The organism is Streptomyces sp. NPDC093085, from assembly GCF_040683935.1.
Taxonomy (GTDB): Bacteria; Actinomycetota; Actinomycetes; order Streptomycetales; family Streptomycetaceae; genus Streptomyces.
In genome coordinates this window covers 14,059-34,196 of record NZ_JBFBFB010000022.1, presented here as the reverse complement: position 1 = coordinate 34,196, position 20,138 = coordinate 14,059, and the positions used below count along the sequence as shown (strand labels likewise).

General features: G+C 74.8%; 11 protein-coding genes. 8 read left to right on the top strand and 3 right to left on the bottom strand.

Annotated features, from left to right (window positions below; translation table 11 throughout):
• The 3 genes from AB0O07_RS34980 to AB0O07_RS34970 are packed head-to-tail and all read right to left on the bottom strand — an operon-like array spanning position 1 to position 3,525.
• On the bottom strand, positions 1–972 hold the full coding sequence (locus tag AB0O07_RS34980) for an ABC transporter permease (protein ID WP_365641288.1): 972 nt from the start codon (positions 970–972) through the stop codon (positions 1–3).
• Between the two features lie 3 nt (positions 973–975).
• The gene (locus AB0O07_RS34975; RefSeq protein WP_365641285.1) at positions 976–1,905 is read right to left on the bottom strand and encodes an ABC transporter permease; all 930 of its coding nucleotides are present in this window, start codon (positions 1,903–1,905) and stop codon (positions 976–978) included.
• Positions 1,906–1,908: 3 nt separating this feature from the next.
• Positions 1,909–3,525, bottom strand: coding sequence for an ABC transporter substrate-binding protein (locus AB0O07_RS34970; RefSeq protein WP_365641282.1), 1,617 nt, complete (start codon positions 3,523–3,525; stop codon positions 1,909–1,911).
• Positions 3,526–3,761: 236 nt separating this feature from the next.
• On the opposite strand from AB0O07_RS34970, the gene pdxA reads away from it, so the two are divergent.
• From pdxA to AB0O07_RS34930, 8 genes are all read left to right on the top strand, one after another.
• Positions 3,762–6,368: a 4-hydroxythreonine-4-phosphate dehydrogenase PdxA gene (gene pdxA / locus AB0O07_RS34965; RefSeq protein WP_365641279.1), complete on the top strand. Its 2,607-nt coding sequence runs from the start codon at positions 3,762–3,764 to the stop codon at positions 6,366–6,368.
• A 524-nt stretch (positions 6,369–6,892) separates the two neighbouring features.
• Positions 6,893–8,800: a BTAD domain-containing putative transcriptional regulator gene (locus AB0O07_RS34960; protein ID WP_365641276.1), complete on the top strand. Its 1,908-nt coding sequence runs from the start codon at positions 6,893–6,895 to the stop codon at positions 8,798–8,800.
• Positions 8,801–8,891: 91 nt separating this feature from the next.
• On the top strand, positions 8,892–11,162 hold the full coding sequence (locus tag AB0O07_RS34955; protein WP_365641274.1) for a TOMM precursor leader peptide-binding protein: 2,271 nt from the start codon (positions 8,892–8,894) through the stop codon (positions 11,160–11,162).
• Positions 11,152–13,161, top strand: coding sequence for a TOMM precursor leader peptide-binding protein (locus AB0O07_RS34950; protein ID WP_365641271.1), 2,010 nt, complete (start codon positions 11,152–11,154; stop codon positions 13,159–13,161). Before AB0O07_RS34955 ends, AB0O07_RS34950 begins: the two co-directional genes overlap by 11 nt.
• A gap of 144 nt (positions 13,162–13,305) precedes the next feature.
• A complete protein-coding gene (locus tag AB0O07_RS34945) occupies positions 13,306–14,982 on the top strand; it encodes a nitroreductase family protein (RefSeq protein WP_365641268.1) in 1,677 nt (558 codons plus the stop codon).
• A 103-nt stretch (positions 14,983–15,085) separates the two neighbouring features.
• Positions 15,086–17,956 (top strand): lantibiotic dehydratase, encoded by a 2,871-nt coding sequence (locus AB0O07_RS34940; protein WP_365641421.1) that lies wholly within the window; start codon positions 15,086–15,088, stop codon positions 17,954–17,956.
• Complete coding sequence (locus tag AB0O07_RS34935) at positions 17,944–19,017, top strand: lantibiotic dehydratase C-terminal domain-containing protein (RefSeq protein ID WP_365641265.1); 1,074 nt, start codon at positions 17,944–17,946, stop codon at positions 19,015–19,017. The genes AB0O07_RS34940 and AB0O07_RS34935 overlap by 13 nt, the downstream gene beginning before the upstream one ends.
• On the top strand, positions 19,014–20,129 hold the full coding sequence (locus tag AB0O07_RS34930) for a M50 family metallopeptidase (RefSeq protein WP_365641263.1): 1,116 nt from the start codon (positions 19,014–19,016) through the stop codon (positions 20,127–20,129). The genes AB0O07_RS34935 and AB0O07_RS34930 overlap by 4 nt, the downstream gene beginning before the upstream one ends.
• Positions 20,130–20,138: the final 9 nt, after the last annotated feature.

Genomic DNA, 20,138 nt, shown 5'->3' with positions numbered 1-20,138 from the left:
TCAGGCTCCCTTCCCGGCGCGCGCGGCACGCGGCGCCCGCACCGTACGGGTCCGCTCGCGCAGCCCGTCGCCGATGAGGTTGACGCCGACCACGAGCAGCACGATGGTCAGCCCCGGCAGGGTCACCAGCCACCAGGAGGTGGTCAGATAGTCCTGGCCGTCCGAGATGATCCTGCCCCAGGTGGCGAACGGCCGCTGCGGGCCCGCCCCCAGGAAGCTCAGCGCGCTCTCCAGCAGTACGGCCTGGGCGAGCAGCAGCAGGACGACGAGCCCGGCCGGGCGGATGATGTTGGGGATGACATGGCGGCCCAGGACCGACCAGCCGCGCAGCCCCAGCACCCGGGCCGCCGCGACATACGGTTTCTCCCGCTCCACCAGGACCAGCGAGCGGGTGAGCCGGGCGACCTCCGGCCACTGGGCGACGGCGATCACCGCGGTGATGACGGGCACCGAGGGCCCGAAGAGCGCCACCACGAGCAGCAGCATCATCAGCAGGGGCAGCGCGAGCTGCGCCTCCAGCAGCCGGGAGACCACCGTGTCGACCCAGCCGCCGAAGAACCCGGCCGCCGAGCCCGCCGCCACCCCGATCACCCCGGAGACCAGGACCGCGAGGATACCGACGGTCAGCGAGACCTGGCCGCCGTGGAGGATCCGGGAGAGCAGATCCCGGCCGAGCTGGTCGGTGCCGAGGAGATGGCCCTCGCTGAGCGGCGGCAGCCGACGCCGGGAGAGGTCCTGCGCGTCGGCGCCCGGCAGCGGCAGCACCCGGGCGAGCGCGACCGGGAGGACGACGAGCGCGGTGCAGACCGCGCCCGCCCACACCTTGATCCGGGCGTCGCGCCGCCGCCGGGTGGCGGTGGCGCGGGCGAGCGCGCGGGCGGTCACCGCGCTCGGCCGGGCGCGCTCCCGCCCGGATCCGGGCGCGCCGGGCGGCGGGCCGGGGGAGGCGGCGGTGGGAGGGGCGGTGGTCATGGCTCAGGCCGCCTTTCCGAGGCGTACCCGCGGATCGAGCAGCGGGTAGGTGAGATCGACGAGGAGGTGGACGAGGATCGCGAGCACCGCCGTCACCAGCACGGTCGCCTGGATCAGCGGATAGTCCCTGGTCTCCAGGGCCCGCACCACCAGCGAGCCGACCCCGGGCCAGCCGAAGACCACCTCGACCACGACGACCCCGTTGAGCAGCGCGGCGAAGCGGGTGCCGAGGGCGGTGACCAGTGGGACCGCCGAGTTGGCGAGGGCGTACCGCCAGATGAGGACGGACTCGGAGAGGCCCCGGGAGCGGGCCACCGTCAAGTACGGGGAGTCGAGCGCGGCGCTCATCTCGCGCCGTACCAGCCGGGAGACCAGGGCGAGTTGGAGCACCGCGACGGTGAGCGTCGGCAGGACGAGCCCGCTCCAGGAGGTGAACCCGGAGGCCGGCAGCACGGGCACCACCACCGCGAAGACGGTCAGCAGCATCACCCCGGTCCAGAAATCCGGCATGGACTGACCGGCGATGGTCAGCACATTCGCGCCCAGTTCGCGCTTGGTGCCGGCCCGGCGCGCCATCCACACCCCGAGCGGCACCGCGACCACGGTGGTGACCGCGATCGCGGAGACGGCGAGGGTGACGGTGTACGGCATCCGGTCCAGCACGACATCGAGGGCCGGGGCGCGGAAGGAGTAGCTGGTCCCCAGGTCGCCGGTGAACAGCTCGCGCAGGAAGATCCCGTACTGCGTGAACAGCGGCCGGTCCAGGCCGAACACCTCCCGGACCCGGGCGAGATCGGCGCTGGTCGCGTTGGGCCCGGCGTACGCGGCGGCCGGATCGCCCGGCGCGAGGCGCACCAGCAGGAAGACGGTGGTGAGGGTGAGGAAGACGGTCAGCAGGCTCTGGCCGAGGCGGCGGGCGAGATAGGTCGGCACGGCTCAGCCCTCCAGCCGGACGGCGGCCAGGTCGTACGAGTTGATCGGCAGCAGCGACAGACCGCGCACCCGTTCCCGGCGGGCCAGCAGCGTCTTGGGCGCGAACGCCCAGAGGCTGGGCCAGGTCTCCCAGACGGCCTGCTGCACCACGGCGAGCTGCCGGTTCCGCTCGGCGTCGTCCACCTGGGTGGCGGCGGCGGTGAGCCGCCGCTCGACCGCCGGGACGACGTACCCCATGAAGGCGTCGCCGGTACGGTCCTTCGCCGCGGTGCCGCCGTACATCCCCTGGAGCATGGTGAGCGCCTGGCCGGTGGGGCTGCCGTAGCCGTTGCCGATGACGTCCCAGTCGCCGGCGCGCCCCTGCCGCCAGGCGAGGATGTCGCCACCCGGTTCGAACTGCCGGAGCGTGGCGCGCACCCCGACCGAACCGAGCATGTCCACGACCGCCTCCATCACCGAGGCGTCGGCGGCGAACTCGCCGGACTCCCAGATGATCCTGAGCCGCAGATCCGCCGCGCCGAGCGAGCGGAGCAGCGCGCGGGCCCGGCGCGGGTCGTAGCTGTACGCGCCGGTGCGCACCGCGCCTTCGAGGGCGAGCGGCACCACCCCGCCGGCCTCCTCGGCGGAGCCGCTGAGCACCCCGTCCACCAGGGCCGCGCCGTCGATCGCGTACGAGAGCGCCCGGCGCACCCGGGAATCGGCGAGCGGAGTGCCGCGCGGTTTGCGGAAGTTGTAGAAGAGCTGGCACATCCGGACCCCGGCGGTCTGCTCGACCCGTACCCCGGGGAGCCCGGTGAGCTGTTCGGCCGAGTCGGGGGTGAGGGTGTCGACGACATCGAGTTCCCCGCTCCGCAGGGCGACGACCCGGCCGGACTCCTCGGGGACGAAACGCACCCGTACGGTGTCGATACGGGGCCGGGGTCCCCAGTAGCGCGGGTTGCGGCCGAGGGTGTACTCACCGGCGCCCGCGTCGGCGCCGAGCACCCGGTAGGGACCGGAGCCCAGCCCCGAGCGCAGCTCCTCGGGGCGGTTGGCGGCGGCCGGGGTGATGTGGATGTTGGCCATCAGCCGGTCGAGGACCGGCACGGGCTTCCCGGTGTGGAGGAGGAAGGTGCGGGGCCCGGTCTTCTCGACGGTGGGCAGTTCGGGGAAGAGGCCGAGCAGGAAGGAGCCGTTGACCTTGCCGTACATCGCGAGGGCGGTGGCGACGTCCTCGACGGTGACGGGGGAGCCGTCGGAGTAGTGGACGCCCTGGCGGAGCCGGACCGTCCAGACGGTGGGCTCCGTCATAGCGAAGCGGTCGGCGAGCACCAGACGGGGCTTCATGCCGGGGCCGATCCGGGTGAGCGCCTGCCGTACGGCGCGCTGCACGGTGACGGCGGCGTCGAACTGGTTGAGCTTGTTGTCCAGGCTCACCAGCGAGCGGTTGAGACCGAGGGTGAGGGTGCCGGGGCCCGGGGCGCCGGTGGGGCCCGCGCAGGCGGAGAGCGGGGCGAGGGCGAGACCGGCGCCGCCGAGGGCACCCCAGCGCAGCAGGGTGCGGCGGCCGATCTCGGGGTGCGCCGCGTGCGCCGCGAGTGCCGCATGTGTCGCATGTGCCGCGTGCGCTCTGTGCGCCATGTGCGGGGGAGCGTCGGAAGGGGCGCTCCGAGGGGTAGGGGTCATCGTCGACCTTCTCGGGTTCCGGGGTGTCCGGCCGGGCCGGTACGAGACCGGTGCGACCCGCACCAGCAGGTGCCGCGCCGCACAAGGTGGCACGATTGCGCGAAGTGCGCAAGAGGTCTCGCGCACTTCGCGCAAGCTGTGTCATCATCGACCACCGAGGCGGTCCGCCGGGGGCGCCCGAGGAGGTTTCCGTGTTCCCAGAGCAGGCCGGCGACGCGCCACGCGGCGACACCGCTCCCTCCGTGGGGCGGGTGCTCGCCCTCGCCGACGACCTCTCCGGCGCGGCGGAGACGGCGGCGGTACTGGCCCCCGGCGCCCGGGGCCGCCCGCCCCGGATCCTGCTGGGTCCGGGGGACTTCGTGCCGCCCGGCCCTGGCGAGACGCTCGTGGTGGACCTCGACACCCGCCGCCTCGTGCCCGCCGAGGCCGCGCGCGCCGTGGCGGCGGCCGTGGCGTCCGCCGCCGCCGGCACCCTCCTCCTCAAGAAGATCGACTCCCTGCTCCGGGGCAACCTCGCCACCGAGACCGCCGCCTACGCGCGGGGCGCCGCCGGGCTCGTCATCGCGCCCGCGCTCCCGGTCGCGGGCCGTACCGTCCGCGACGGCGTCGTCCACCTGCGCGGCACCCCGCTCCACGAGACCGGCGCCTGGCGCGCGGAACCCCGCCCCGCCCCGCCGTCGGTGGCCGCCGCCCTGGCCACCACCCCCACCTCCCTGGTCCCCCTCACCGCCGTCCGCACCCCGGTGGCCGTCCTGACGGAGCACCTGCGCACGCTGATCGCGACGGGCCACCACCCGATATGCGACGCGGAGACCGACGCGGACCTGGACGCGATCGCCGCCGCAGCGCTCCGACTGGGCCCCGGGGTACGCCTGATGGGCACCGGCGGCCTCGCTGCGGCGGTGGGCCGTGCGCTCGCGGCCGGGCCGGCCGTGCCGGGCGCCACCCCGCTCGGACCCGCGCCGGACACCCGGCCGTCCGCCCCCGCCGACGGCCCGACACCGAAGACCGCCTGCGGCGCCGGACCGGCGCCGGGCCCTGTCCTGGCCGTACGGGCGCCGGGCGTGTCGTCGGCCGGGGCCGGGGCCGGCGTCGGTGTCGCGGGCGAGGTCGCCCCCGATGCCGGTCCGGTGCCGAGCGCCGCCCCGGCCGCGCCCCGCGCCGCGCCGCCCGGGGCCGTTTCCGATGCCCCGTCACCCGGCCCCGCCCGTACCGACGGACGCCCCCTGCTCGTCGTGGTCGGGACCGCCGAACCCGCCGCCGTTGCGCAGATCGCGCAACTCGTCGCCACCGGGGCGCGCCATCTCCCGCTGTCGGCGGAGGCGCTCGCCGCGCCCGGCTCCCGGGTGCCGTTCGGCCTGGCGCCGGGCGGGATCACCGTCGTCAGCGTCGACCGCGCCCACGGACTCCGGACCGGCGCCGCCCGGCAGATCGTGGCCGGGCTCGCGCGCGCCGTCGCCGGGGCGTGGACCGGGCCCGGTGCCCCCGCCGACCTCGTGCTCACCGGCGGCGAGACCGCCCGGAGCGTGCTCGACGCGCTCGGGATCACCCGGCTGACCCCGGCCGGGCAGATCCACCACGGCGCCGTACGGTCGCGCGCCGACGACGGGCGTACGGTCGTCACGCGCCCCGGGAGTTACGGCGACACCGGATCCCTGCTGCTGATCGCCCGCGCCCTGCGCCCGGGCGGGCCCCCCCGCGACGGCCGAACCGTCCGTCCAGTCACCCGTAGCGCAAGGAGAGTTCCTGTGAACGCAGCCCCGACGACCGCCGCCGGGCAACCGGCCGGCACCCCCGTCCCGCCGCTCCCGGTCATCGCGGTCACCATGGGCGACGGCGCGGGCATCGGCCCCGAGGTGATCGTCCCCGCGCTGCTCCACCCGGACACCGCGGCCCGCTGCCGCCCCGTCGTCGTCGGCGACGCCCGGCGGCTCCGCCAGGCAGCGGCGCTGCTCTCCCGCGACTGCGAGATCGTCCCCGTCGAGGCCCCCGCCGAGGCCGAGTTCACCCCGGGCCGTATCAACGTCATCGACCTCGGACTGCTCCCCGTCGACCTCCCCTGGGGGCGGCTCTCCGCCGTGGCGGGCGACGCCGCCTATCAGTACGTACGGGTCGCCGCCGAACTCGCCGTCTCCGGCGCCGTGCACGGCATCTGCACCGCCCCCCTCAACAAGGAGGCCCTGCACGCGGCCGGTCATCTCTACCCCGGACACACCGAACTCCTCGCCCACCTCACCGGGGTCGAGGAGGTGTCGATGATGCTCTCCACGCCGAAGGTGAAGGTCATTCATGTCACCACGCACATCGGGCTGATCGACGCGGTCCGCCGCATCGAACCCGGCCTCGTCGAACGCACCGTGCGCCGCGGCCACGAGGCGATGGTCCGCGCCGGTGTCCCCGCCCCGGTCATCGGCGTCTGCGGGATCAACCCGCACGCCGGGGAGAACGGCCTCTTCGGCTACGGCGAGGAGGACGAGAAGATCGTCCCGGCCGTCGAGACGCTCCGCGCCGACGGCATCGACGCCGTCGGCCCGCTCCCCGCCGACACCGCCTTCTTCCTCGCCTCGCGCGGCGACTACGACCTGATCGTCGCCATGTACCACGACCAGGGCCACGGCCCCGTCAAGGTCATGGGCATCGAGGCGGGCGTCAACCTCACCGTCGGACTCCCCGTCATCCGTACCTCCGTCGACCACGGCACCGCCTTCGACATCGCGGGGACCGGCCGGGCCGAGGCGGGCAGCATGGTCGAGGCGCTGCGGCAGGCCGCGGAGATGGCCACCGCCCCGGTCCACTGAAATCCGGCCACCGGGTAGCGGGCCGAGAGGGGCCCGGGGAAGGTCCGGAAAGAGGTCCCGAGGAGCAGACGCCCCTCGGGACCTCCCTTTTTGTGCGTGTTCGCACGGGCGCATCGTATTGATGCTCAACAAGCGTTTTCCTTCCGATTGCGGGACGCCGTGGAGGAATGTTCCGTACGGAATACCGAACAACAGGTGTGCGGCAGGGTCGACTTTCCGCCGGGGGGTTACTAGGATGTCCGACAAGATCTTGGCGCCGCCATTGTCGAAACCCTCCAGGATTATTTGGGTGTTGTTCATGGGTGGGTAAAGCACAGTTAATTCCTCTAGGCACTTTTGGACGTATCGCGCCGTTGAACAGCGGATACGGGGGAGTAGGAAATCCGTGAGGTCCGGCAGAGGTCTGAACCACAGAAAAAAGCGAGGGAATTCGCTCTGTGGCTGTCCCGGCGGCGTGGGGTACCCGTACTTCGGTACTTTCATGCTTCCCGGGCGCGAGTGCTGACACGAGGAGCGGGGGTCGCGTGCGTTTCCAGCTTCTGGGCCCTTTGAGCATTGCCGAGGGCCATGACGTTGTTGTGCTCAAACCGTCCAAGCCGTCCAGTCTGCTGGCGGCTCTGCTCCTCCACCCCGGCACCGTCGTCTCCACCGGCTATCTGCTGCGCGCCCTGTGGGACGACGACCATCCGGCCACGGCGAGGGCCGCGCTCCAGAGCTGTGTGCTCAGGCTGCGCCGGATCTTCGTCAAGTACGGTGTCGCCGGCCAGGTGATCGAGGCGGTGCCCGGCGGCTACCGGATGAACGTGGACGCGGCCACCCTCGACCTGGTGCGGTTCCGGACGCTGGTCCGCGAGGCCGGCACCGCCGGGGACGCCGAGGGCGAGCTCTACCGGCTCAAGGAGGCCCTGACGCTCTGGCAGGGCCCGCTGCTCGCCAATGTGCCGTCCCCGATGCTCCACCGCGACGAGGTGCCGGTCCTCACCGAGGAGCGGCTGCGCACCCTCGAACGGGCCTGCGACATCGAGCTGATGCTCGGCCGGTGCCGGCAGGTCCTCGTCGACCTCTGGGAGGCCGCCCGCCGCCACCCCGGGAGGGAACGTTTCTCCGAGCAGCTCATCGAGGCCCTGTACCGGACGGGCCGCCAGTCGGAGGCGCTCGCCGAATACCGCGCCGTGAAGGGGCGGCTGAAGGAGGAGCTGGGCATCGACCCCGGCCCCTCCCTCCAGCGCCTCGAACTCTCCATCCTGCGCGGCGACGACCTCGGCCCCGCCGCCCTCGACCCGGCCCCGCACCCCCTGGAGCTGGCCGCGCCGTCCCGGGCCGCCGCCCTGGCCCCGGCGACGGACGGCCGTACGGAGGAGGGCGGGGAAGGAGCGCCGGAAGGCGTACGGGCCGATCCGCACCCCGGGGCGCCCGCGGCCGCGCCGCCGTCCGCGGCCCAGGTGGCCCAGGCGGCCCCGGCGGTCGCGGGGGCCGTTGCTCGTCCGGTGCTTCCCGTCGCGCCGGTGCCCGCCTTCACCGGGCGCGCCGCCGAACGTGCCGCGCTCACGGCCCGGCTGACCGCGTCCGCCCCGGGCGGCGCCCCCCTCGTGGTGGTCTCCGGCGCCCCCGGCATCGGCAAGAGCGCGCTGGCCCGGCAGTGCGCCCACGACACCCAGGACCACTTCCCCGGCGGTGTCACCTTCGTCGCCATGAACCACCTCGACGGCACCCCGCTCACCGCCGACGAGGCCCTGGCCCGGCTGCCGGACCCCGGGGCGGTGAGCGCCGGCGCCCTGCTCGTCCTCGACGATGTCACCACCGCCGACCAGGTCCGCCCGCTGCTCGCCACGGTGCCCGGCGCCGCCGTGATCGTCACCAGCCGGCGCGGACTCGCCGGGCTGATGGCCACCCACGGCGGCACCGTCCACCGGCTCGCCCCGCTCGCCCCCGCCGAGTCCCGGCAACTCCTCACCGCCACCCTCGGCGCCGAACGGGTGGCGGCTGAACCGGCCGCCGCCGGTGAACTCGCCGACGTCTGCGGCCACTTCCCGCTCAGCCTGCGGATCGCCGCCGCCCGGCTGCTGACCCGCCCCGGGCTGCGGATCGAGGACTGTGTCCGCTGGCTGGCCGAGGACCCGCCCGCCCGGCTCTCCCTCGCCGACGACCCCCGGATGTCCGTCCCCCGGGTGTTCGGCGCGGCGCTCGACCGGCTGGACCCGCCCCGCCGCGAGGCCTTCGGCCGGCTCGGCTTCCGGGAAGGGCTGCTGGTCCCCGTCGACGCCTTCGGCGACTCGGCGGAGGCCGAGGAGACGCTGGAACGGCTCGCGGACGCGGGGCTGCTCGAAGAGGGGCCGCCCGGTCCGTACCGGATCCACCCACTGCTGAAAATCTACGCGCGTTGGCAGGCGCGCGACCAGCACACCGGCAAGGCGGCCACCGCCGCCCCCTGAGTGCTCTCCCGGGCGCCCGCCGCCCCCTCACCGCTCTCCACTCCCGCCCGATCAGGCCACCGTGACCACGTATCCAGGGGTGTCATCTCTCATGGGCTCAGCGACCTACGAAGCCGTTGCCTCCACCAGTCCGCGCATCCGCCGCGACGTCCTGTTCACCGAAACACCGGACGGTGTCCTGTTCCACAACGCGGACGGCGGGTTCCAGCTCACCGCGCGCTCCGCCTACCGCTTCGCCACCCTGATCGTCCCGCACCTCGACGGCACCCACTCCGTCGCCGAGATCTGCCGGGGCCTCGGCGACCAGCAGCGCGCCATGGTCGGCGAACTGGTCCACAACCTCTACGAACGGGACTTCGCCCGCCCCGTCCCGCCCCCGGCGCCCGCCCCCGACGAGCCGGCCGTCCCGCCCGAGGCGGCCCGCCGCTTCGCCCCGCAGATCGCCTACGCCGACCACTACGCCGACGACGCCGAGCGCCGCTTCGCCCGCTTCCGCGCCGCGCGGGTGGCCGTCCTCGGCGACGACCCCGTCGCCCGCTGGTGCGCCGTCAGCCTGATCCGCAACGGCTGTGCCACCGTCGCACTCCACCCCGCGCTCGGCGCCCGGCACACCGAGGCGATCGAGGCCGAGGCGCGCGAAGCCGCCGCCGACGGCTGCCCCGTCGACCTCCCGCGCCTCGCCTTCGGCGGCTCGGACCTCCTCACCGCCCCCGACACCGCGCCGGCCTGGGCGGACCTCGACGGCTACGACATCGTCGTGGTGACCGGCGGCCCGGCGGCGCCCCGCCGGATCCTCCCGCTGCTCCGCGCCGGAGTCCCCGAGGGCCGCACCCTGCTCCCCGCCTGGTCGTACGGGCCGCAGGCGGTCGTGGGCCCCCTGATGACGGCCGGCACGGCCGGCTGCCTCTGCTGCGCCGTGCTGCGGGTCGGCGCCCACGACGGCGCCGCGTACGCCGCCGACCTCTGGCAGAGCGTGGCCCTGCCCGGCACGGAACCGGCCGGCGAGACGCCCGGCGGGCCGCTCGCGGCGATGCTCGGCAATCTGCTGGGGTACGAGATCTTCCGGCTCACCACCGGCGCCCTCCCCGCCGAGACCGCGGGCCAGGTCGTCGTCCAGGACATGCGCTCCCTCGACGTCACCGCCGAGCCGCTGCTGCCGCACCCCCGCTGCCCGTTCTGCGCCCCGGCCGCCGCCGCTGCCGACCTGGGCGGCGCTCCCCAACTCCCGGTGGATCTCGGCTCGGTGGGGACCACGGGGCCCGCGCTGCCGACCGCCGAGACCGCCCGCGAGGCCGACGAACTCGTCGCGGAGCTGAACCGCCGCGCCACCCTGGTCCGGCCGCGCGTCGGCGTCTTCACCCGGTTCGCGGACGAGCCGGTCACCCAGATCCCGCTCAAGGCCGGTCTCGTCGAGTTCGGCCTCGGCCATGGAGCCGCCCGCCGGATCGCCGCCTTCGACGTCCACCATGTCGCGGGCGCCCGGATCCGGGCGCTCAACGCGGCGGCCGGGGTCTACGCGGAACATGTCGTCCCCACCGACGTGGTGGCGGGCGCCCGGCTCGACGCGGAGCGCGCCCGTTCCCGTACCGTCGACCCCGCCGCGCTCACCCTCGCGGCGGGCGCCGCCCCGGCCGCCGGGCAGGTGACCGCCTGGACCCGGGGAGCCTCCCTGCTCACCGGGGAGCGGGTGCTCGTCCCGGCCGCCGCCGTACGCACCTTCGGGCCGCACAACGCGGAACGGCTCTACGACGCCACCTCCGCCGGGACCGGGGCGGGCGCCGCCCTCGCCGACGCCGCCGCCGAGGCGCTGCTCTCCGCCCTCGCCCACGACGCGCTCGGCCGGGCCCTGCGCGGGGCCCCGGTCCACCGGGTGGACCTCGCCGCCCTCGCCGGGGGCGACGACGCCGAACTCACCTTCCTCGTACGGTCGGCGGAGGTCCTGGAGGCCGGGCTCGACCTCGTCGACCTCGGCGAGGACGGCCGCTCCGGGGTCCATGTCCTGCTCGCCAGAGGGGCCGGCCACTGGGCCGTCGGCGCCGACACCGGCCGGCAGCGGGCCGCCGTGGCCGCCGTACGGGACCTGCTCGGCCTGATCCAGCTCGGCCGGGAGGAGAGCGCGGGCGCCTTCGACACCGGCGACCCGCTCCTGCGCGACCTCGACGCCACCACCCTCCACGCCACCGGCGCCCCCGCCGCCTCGCCCCTCGGCGTACCGGCGACGCCCTGGTCCGAGGTGCTCGACCGGCTCAAGGCGGCCGGGCGGGACGCGCTGCTGGTGGAGACCGGCTCCGCGGACCTGGCCGCCGTCGGCCTCACCACCGCCCGCGTCCTGCTCACCACGGAGGAACCCCGTGGCATCTAGCACCCTCGACGCGCCCAGCGACGCGCCCGGCACGGAACGGGCGCCAGGACAGCCGGAGCCGGACGGGGCCGGACACCCCCTGCTCGGGCCGCTCCGGCGCGCCCTGGCCGGGCTCGGCGGGCCCGAGGCCGTCCTCACCACGCTCGGCGCCCATGACGCGTTCGGCCCCGGGGCCCCCACCGAGGTCCCGGGGGCGGGCGGTGGTGTCCCGGTCCAGGTGTACGGCGGCCATGCCGTCGTCGGCCCCCTGCCCCCGGCCGGGTCCGAGGACCGCGCCCCGGGGAGCGCCGGGTGCGCGCACTGTCTGGCCCGGCGCTGGCAGGCCGTACGGTCGGTGGCGCTCCGCGACGCCCTCGAACGCGGCGGCGCCACCCGGGCGGCGGGCCCCTCCCCGTACGCCATCCCCTTCGCCGCGGACGCCCTCGCCGCCCTCATCACCGCATGGGCCGCCCAACGTACGGGCGCCGAGGGGCCGTTCCCCGAGATCCGCCTGCTCGACCTGCGCACCCTCACCGTCCGGCACTACCCCCTGGTGCCCGACCCGGAGTGCCCGCGCTGCGCCACCCCCCGTACCGACAGCGCCGAGGCGGCGCGGTTCACCCCGGGCCCGGCGCCCAAACACCGCCCCGGCGCCTTCCGGGTCCGCCCCGTCGAGTCGTACGCCCTCTCCGTCGCGGCCTTCGCCAACCCGGTCTGCGGCGCGCTCGGCCCCTCCGTCGTCCACGACATCTCCTCCACCTCCACCTCCGCGACGATCGGCTGCTTCTCGATGCGGGCGGGCGACTATCTGCGCGAGACGTTCTGGGGCGGCCACGCCGACACCTTCGACCGGAGCGACCGCATCGGCGTCCTGGAGGGGATGGAACGGTACGCCGGGATGCGGGCGCGCTCCCGGACCACCAGCGTCACCGGCACCCTCACCGAGCTCGGCGCCACCGCCGTCGACCCCCGCGAAGTCGGCCTGTACGCACCGGAGTTCTACCGCGCCAACCCCCGGGTGCGCCCCTTCACCGCCGACCGGGAGATCCCCTGGGTCTGGGGGTACTCGCTCCGGGACGACGAACCGAGGCTGGTCCCCGAGGTCCTGACGTACTACCACGCACCCGGCCTGGAGAACCGCTTCGTCCAGGAGAGCTCCAACGGCTGCGCCTCCGGGGGCCGGCTGGAGGAGGCGGCCTACTTCGGGCTCATGGAGGTCATCGAACGGGACGCCTTCCTCCTCGCCTGGTACGGGCGGCAGCCGCTGCCCGAGATCGACCCGGCCACCAGCGCCCGCCCCGCCACCCGGCACATGGTGGACCGGCTCGCCATGTACGGCTACCGCGCCCGGTTCTTCGACACCCGGATCACCTTCCCCGTCCCGGTCGTCACCGCCGTCGCCGAGCGCTTCGACGGCGGCCTCGGCCGGATGTGCTTCGGCGCGGGTGCCGGACTCGACCCCGAGTCGGCGCTCGACTCGGCGCTCTGCGAGATCGCCACCGACGCCGTCAACCTCCAGGGCCGCACCGAGCGCGACGAACCCCGGCTCCGCGCCATGGCGCACGACTTCGACCTGGTGACCGCGCTCCACGACCACCCGCTGGTCTACGGCGTCCCGGAGATGGGCGAGCACGCCGGGTTCCTGCTCGACCCGGACACCCCGCACCGGCACGGCATCCCGCCGGGCCCGCCCCGCGCGGTGGCCGACCTGCGCTGGCCCGACGGATCCGGGGCCACCGCATCCGCGGACCTCGGCGAGGACCTGCGGCGGTGTGTCGACGCGGTGGCCGCCGCCGGCTTCGACGTGGTCGTCGTCGACCAGACCCTGCCCGAACAGCGCACCCTCGGTGTGCACACCGTCAGTGTGCTCGTCCCCGGGCTGCTGCCGATCGACTTCGGCTGGTCGCGCCAGCGCGCCCGCACCATGGGACGGATGCGCACCGCCCTGCGCACGGCGGGGCTGCGCGCGCACGACCTGCGGCCCGAGGAGCTCAACCCGGCCCCCCACCCGTTCCCGTGAACCGCCCCGGCAGCCGTCCCGCGCACCCCCGTCCCGCGCGCCCCGGACCCGCACCACCCGGCCCGGCGCACCCCCGCACCCGTACCGCCGTTCCCGCCCCACCCGTCGTACCGCCGAGCAGCGTCCAGCAGAGAGGAGGGTCCCGTGGGCTACGCCCATGAGTACGCCGACGCGATCATGCACCGCGGCAGGATCCCGATGGAGCCCGCAGATTTCGTCCCCGACTGGGCGGACCGGCCGAGGAAGGCCAAGTTCTACCCCGGCGTCGAGTCCTTCCCGCTGCCCGACCCCGAACTCCCCGCCGGGGCCACCCTGGCCGCCTCCTTCCGGCGCCTCGGCGGCGCCCGCACCGCGCCCGGGACCGGCCGGCACCCCCGCGCCTTCACCCTCGACGCGCTCTCCGGGATGCTCCGCGACTCCTACGGGCTCACCGGCCGCAGGCTCGGTGTGCAGACCAACACCGACCTCGCGGCGCTGCCCCACTACACCCAGGCCAACTGGTCGCGCGGCACCGCCTCCGGCGGCGGTCTCTACCCGGTCAGTGTGTACTGGGTCGCGGGCCCCAGCGGCCCCCGCACCCCCGGTATCCACTACTACAGCGCGCCCCACCACGCCATGCAGCGGCTGCTCACCGGCGATGTCACCGGCGAGGTCCGCGCGGCGCTCGGCCGGCCGGGCCCGGGACCTGACCAGTTCCTCGTCCTTGGCATCAAGTACTGGCAGAACGCCTTCAAGTACAACAGCTTCTCCTTCCACGCCGTGACCATGGACCTCGGCGCGATCCTCGCCACCTGGCGGCTCTGGGCCCGCGCCCAGGGCCTGACGGTCGAACCGGCCCTCTGGTTCGACGAGGTGCGGCTCAGCAGGCTGCTCGGCGTGGACCACGAGGAGGAGGGCGTCTTCGCCGTCGTCCCGCTCACCTGGGACACCGCGGGCACCGCAGGCCCGGCACCGGACCCGGCGTCCGGCTCCGCGCCCGGCCCGGCGCCCGAGGCGTCCGGCGGAGAGCCCGCCGGAACCCCGTCCGTACGCCACACCGACCACGAACGCTCCCGCACCGTCCTGGACTTCGCCACCTTGCGCCGTATCCACCACGCCACCACCGAGGGCGCCACCGACCGGCCCGCGCCCGGCGCGCTGGCCCCGGCCGCCGCCGTACCGCCGCGCTCCACCGGCACCCCGGTCCCGCTCCCCGCGCCCGAACTCCCCTCCGCCACCGTCCGCGAGGCCCTGCGCGAACGCCGCAGCAGCTTCGGCCGCTTCGACGCCCGCCGCCCCGTCACCCCCGCCCAGCTCGGCGCCACCCTCGCCGCCTGTGCCGAGGCCTGCCTGGGCAGCGAGGCCGAACAGCCCGCGGAGCCCGGGACCGAGGCGCCCCGGCTCGTCACCCAGTACGCCTTCGTCAACCATGTCGAGGGGGTCGCACCGGGCGCGTACGCCTACGACCCCGACGCCCACGCGCTGCTCCCCGTCGTCCCCGGGGCGCCGGGCCCCTTCCTCCAGCGCAACTACTTCCTCTCCAACTACAACCTCGAACAGGCCGGTGTGGTGATCGTCCCGACCATCCGCACCACCGCCGTCCTCGACGCCGTCGGCGATCGCGGCTACCGCCTGGTCAACGGGGTGATCGGGGCCGTCGCCCAGACCTTCTACACCGCGGCCACCGCCCTCGGGCTCGGCGCCGGGGTCGCCCTCGGCTTCGACAACATCTCGTACATCGAGGAGCTGGACCTCGAACGCACCGGTGAGAAGCCCCTGTTGATCATGTTGCTCGGCAACGAGCGCCCGGCGCCCGCCGACTTCCGCTACGAGATCGTCTGACCGGGACAGGGGGGACAGAGCCATGACGACACCCGGAACCGGAACGGATCCGCTCACCGTGCACACCAGCCGGCACACCCATTGGCATCCCGGCCGCCGCTTCATGCTGCGCGTCGCCGGGCTGCCGGTCGAATCGGTGCGCGCCCTGCGCTGCGCCGACAGCCGCCGCTGGGCGGACCAGGTACTCGACGCCGAGGAGCGGCTGCGGAGCCGGGGCGCCGCCCTCGGCGACCTGCTCCACGACCTCGTGGGCACCACCGGCACCGCGGCGGACGGCGAAGGCGCCCGGCAGCGCAGGCGGTTGCTCGCGCTGCGCCGCCAGATCTTCAACAACCGGCTCCCCGCCGACCCGGAAGGCGCCGTCCGTCTCGTCGCCGCGCTCGACCCGGACGCGGCCGGACCCACCGCCGCCTGGCTGAGCGAGCGCGCCGAGCTGGAGCGGCTCCGGGCCGAGGGGGAGCCGCTCTTCGCCGCCGACCTCGCCAGGACCCGCGCCGCGCTGCGCGGACTCCTCGCCGAGGACCGGCTGCGCCACGGCCTCCAGCTCGCCTCCCCGACCCTGGACGGACAGCTCGACGGCTACCTCCGCCAGACGGGAGGCACAGGAGGCACGGAAGGCACGGAGGCAGGCACGGGAGGCGCGGCAGGGGCCGGGCCGGGGGCGGTCCCCGGCAAGCGGCTGCGGAAGATCGAGCGCGCGGTGCTCTCGTACCTCTACCGCACGGCCTGCAAGACCAGCCCCTTCTCCACCTTCACCGGGGTCGCCGCCGGCACCTTCCCGGCCGGCAGCGAGGAGGGCGCTGCCGAGGACCGGACCCCCGAGGAGGGCGCCCCGCTCCGCCTCGGCGAGCGGTGGACCAGCCATGTCCGGCTCAATGTGGTGGTGCTCGGCCGGTTCGCCGAACTCCTCCTCGCCGACCCGGAGCGCCGGGGCGATCTGCCGGTACGGCCAGCCTCCGGCTGGGAGCGGGACGGCGACCGGGTCCGCTACGTACGCCAGTCGATCGCCACCGGCGACGACTCGGCCGCCGTCACCTTCGACGCGGTCAAGGACCGGCTCTTCTTCCTCCGCCGCAGCGGCGCCCTGGACGAACTGCTCGCCCTCTTCGACGGGGACGGGGAGGTGCGCTACCGGGATCTGGTCGAGCGGCTCCGTACCGTCCACGGCGCCGAACCCGCCCTCTGCGAGAGCTATGTGGCCGCCCTCCTCCAGCTCGGCCTGGTCCGCGTGCCCTGTCTGGACACCGACGTGCACACCGCCGACCCGCTGCGCTCCTTCCGCACCGCCCTCACCGCGCTCGGCCGCCCCTGGGCCGACGAGCTGGCCGCCGCCCTCGCCGGACCACAGCGTGCCGTCGACCGCTTCCCCGCCGCCGGCCACGCCGAACGGGCCCTGCTCCTCGCGGAGTTGCGCGCCGGACTCCGGGCCGCGCAGCGCGGGCTCACCGGCGGCGAGGCGGCCACCCTGCCGCAGACCCTGCTCTACGAGGACGTCAGCGCGGGCCGCGAGCTGACCTCCGGTCCCGGCGGCTGGGCCGGACCCGGGGAGAGCGAAGCCCTGCGCTCCGTCGAACGGATCCTGCCCGCCTTCGACCTGACCCTCCCGCAGCGCGTCACCTTCAAGGGGTTCTTCCTGGCGCGTTACGGCAGCGGCGGGCGCTGCGACGACCTGCTCGGGCTCGTCCACGACTTCCACGAGGACTTCTTCGAGCAGTACCTCACCTTCGCCGCCAAGCGGCGGCCGTTCGACGACCGGGGCGCGTACGTCCCCGAGGAGAACTGGCTCGGCCTGCCCGGGATCCGCGCCGTCGACGCGGCCCGGCGCGCCTTTGTCGACCGGATGCGCCAGGCGTGGGCGGACGGCGGTGACCGGGCCACCGAGATCCGGCTCGGCGAGCGGGACCTCGACCCCGTCGCCGACGAACTCGCCCCGCTCGCAAGTGACTTCGTACCCCAGTGCCACCATCTGCAACTCGCCCGCACCGAGCCCGACGGGCCGCCGCTGCTCGTCCTCAACCGCTCGTATGGCGGACTCTCCTTCCCTTTCAGCCGGTTCACCCATGTGTACGACACGCCCGACGAGGCGGGCCGCCCCGGTACCTTCTCGGCGGGGCTGCGCGCGACCGCCGAGGCCGTCACCCCGCCCGGCGCCGTGCTCGCCGAGATCACCGGGGGAGCGGTCACCAGCAACCTCAACCTCCACAGCCCGCTCACCGGTTACCAGATCGTCTGCCCCGGCGAGACCTCCTCGGTCCCCGAGGAGTGCCGCATCCACCTGGACGATCTGAGCGTCGAGCACGACGCGGCCACCGACCGGCTCGTCCTGCGCTCGGCCCGGCTCGGCCGCGAGGTGGTCCCGGTCTACCTCGGCTACCTCGTGCCGCTCGCCCTGCCCGAGATCCCGCGCACCCTGCTGCTGATGTCCCCCACCTCGATGGCGCCCCTGGACGTGTGGAGCGGCGTCCCGGCGGGCGAGGCCCGCGACGGGGTCACCACCCGGCCCCGGGTGCGCCACGGCGATGTCGTCCTCAGCCGGCGGAGCTGGACCACGACGGCGGGCGCGCTGCCCGTCCGGCGTCCGGGCCCCGGTGCCGGTCCGGCCCCCGGCCGGGGCGCCGGCCCGGGCCCGGCACCCGGCTCCGGCACGGACCAGGAGCGTTTCCTCGACTGGCAGCGCTGGCGGCGTGCCCACGGGGTGCCCGACCGGGTCTTCGCGACGGTCTCCTCGGGACCCCGGGGCGGCGCGGGCGCCAAGCCGCAGTACGTCGACTTCGACAGCGCGCTCTCCCTCACCGCGTTCGAGGCGCTGACCCACCACCCGGACGACCGGATCGTGCTGCGCGAGGCGCTTCCCGGCGAGGACGGGCCGTATGTCCGCACCGAGCGCGGACACCATGTCGCGGAACTCGCCGTGGAGACCTTCACCACCACCACGGACCGACCGACCAAGGACGTATCGCCATGGCAGAGCTGACCCCCGCCCCCGCCTCCGCCCCCGCACCGGCGCCCGGCCCCGCCGGCGCGGGGGAGTGGCAGGCCCTCCACATCTTCTACGCCGCCAACCCGCAGCCCCTGCTGGTGCGCTGTATCCGGCCGCTGGTCGCCGAGCTGACCGCCGAGGGGCTGCTCGCCGGGCACTTCTTCATCAACTACTGGCTGGAGGGCCCCCATGTCCGCCTCCGGCTCCGACCGGCGACCCCGGCGGCCACCGCCGAGGTCGTACGCCGAGCGGAGGAGGCCGTCACCGCCTTCCTCCGCGCCCGGCCCGCCCTCTACGAGGTCGACTCCGGATTCCTCAACGAGTTCTACAACACCCTCTTCGAGATCGAGTTCCCGGAGGGCGACCGGGGCGCGTTCCTGGACGCCGAGGGGCGGATGAACCTCCGCCCCAACAACTCCTTCTCCCACGAGCCGTACGAGCCCGAGTACGGCAAGTACGGCGGCCCCGCCGGGATCGCCCTCGCCGAGTGGCACTTCGCCCACTCCAGTACCCTGGTCATGGACGCCTTCCACACCATGAACCTCCATCTCCGCACCGTCCTGCTGGGCACCTCGGCCCAGTTGATGATGGTCATGGCCGGCTGCTTCCTCCCCGACGAGGAAGAGCTGGGCGGCTACCTCGACCGCTACTACGAGTTCTGGCACGCCGCGTTCCCCGGCACCGGCTTCATCGGCTCGAAGGAGTACGACCGCAATTACGCCGAGACCGCCCCCGGGCTCGCCCGCCGCTTCACCGCCATCCGGGCGGCGCTCCGCACCGGCGAGCTGGCACGCCTCCCCGCCTTTCTCCGCGGCTGGGCCGAGCACTGCCTCGAACTCCGTTCACGGGCGGAGGAGCTGGCCGTCCGGGGCGAGCTGGTCTTCCGCTCCTGGGACGGCACCCGCGACGAGCGGGTGAGCGACCCCGCCGTCGCCCTGCCGCTGCTGCTCTCCCCGTACATGCACATGACCAACAACCGGCTCCATGTCACCATCCGCGACGAGGCGTACCTCTCCCATGTCCTCGGCCGGGTCCTCCGCGAGGAGAAGCCGTGACCACACCGCAGGGAGAACTCCTCTCGCACAGACCGGCGTTGAGACCCGAGATCCTGCTCAGCCCCGCCCTGCTGCACGGACCCGCCACCGTCCACCTCATCAAGGAACCCACGGCGGGCGCCGCGTTCGAGGTCGGCGAGAAGGAGTACTTCCTGATCTCCCGGCTCGACGGGGTCCGCACCCTCGCCGAGATCGGCGACGAGTACGCCCGTACGTACGGCAAGAAGCTCGCCGCCCCGCACTGGCAGCGCCTCCTCCAACTGCTGGGCACCCGGGGCCTGCTGGCCGGCGGGCCGCCCCGCCCCGAGCCCGCACCCCGCGCCGCCGGCGGGCCGTTCCGGGGCACCGCCCTGCGCGGCACCCTGCGGCTGGTCGCCGACGCCCACGCCACGACCACCCGGCTCCACCGGGTGCTCAGGCCCGCGCTGCGCGCCCCCGTGCTGATCCCGCTCGCCGTCCTCGTGGCGGCCATGGAGGTGGTGCTCGCCGCGCACCTGCCCGAACTCGCCCGCGACACCTGGTGGCTGGTGCGTCACCCCGCGCCGCTCGTCGCGGTCTGCACCCTGCTCTGGCTCTCCACCGCGCTCCACGAACTCGCCCACGGCATCGCCGCCCGCCACCACGGCGGCACCGTCGGCGAGATCGGGCTGCGCTGGCGGCTGCCGGTCGCCGTCATGTACTGCACCGTCGAGAACTACCGCTATCTCGCCCGCCGTTGGCACCAGCTCGTGGTCGCGGCCGCGGGCGCCTACGCCAACCTGCTCTTCCTCCTCCCCTTCCTCGCCTGGTGGGCCGCGCTCCCGCCCGGCGACCCCACCCGCCGGGTCCTCTCCGGGCTGCTGCTGCTCGGCAGCGTCCTCGGAATGGTCAACTTCCTTCCGCTGCCCCCGCTCGACGGCTACACGATGCTCGGCCACGGGCTGCGCGTCTCGGCCCTCGCGCCGGAGAGCGGACGCTATCTGCGGCTGCGCCTGCGCGACCGGGAGGCCGCCGCCGCATACCCGCCACGGGCCAGGACCCTCTACCTCGGCTACGCCGTCGGGTCCGCCCTGTTCGTGGCACTCCTCCTGGCGGCCCTGGCGACAGGGCTCGTCTTCCTGCTGATCCGCTGACCCACCACA

Excerpts from the sequence above, each read along its gene's own strand:
- AB0O07_RS34970 (WP_365641282.1), bottom strand. The coding sequence starts at position 3,525 with ATGGCGCACAGAGCGCACGCGGCACATGCGACACATGCGGCACTCGCG.
- AB0O07_RS34935 (WP_365641265.1), top strand. The coding sequence starts at position 17,944 with ATGGCAGAGCTGACCCCCGCCCCCGCCTCCGCCCCCGCACCGGCGCCC.
- AB0O07_RS34980 (WP_365641288.1), bottom strand. The coding sequence starts at position 972 with ATGACCACCGCCCCTCCCACCGCCGCCTCCCCCGGCCCGCCGCCCGGC.
- AB0O07_RS34955 (WP_365641274.1), top strand. The coding sequence starts at position 8,892 with ATGGGCTCAGCGACCTACGAAGCCGTTGCCTCCACCAGTCCGCGCATC.
- AB0O07_RS34940 (WP_365641421.1), top strand. The coding sequence starts at position 15,086 with ATGCTGCGCGTCGCCGGGCTGCCGGTCGAATCGGTGCGCGCCCTGCGC.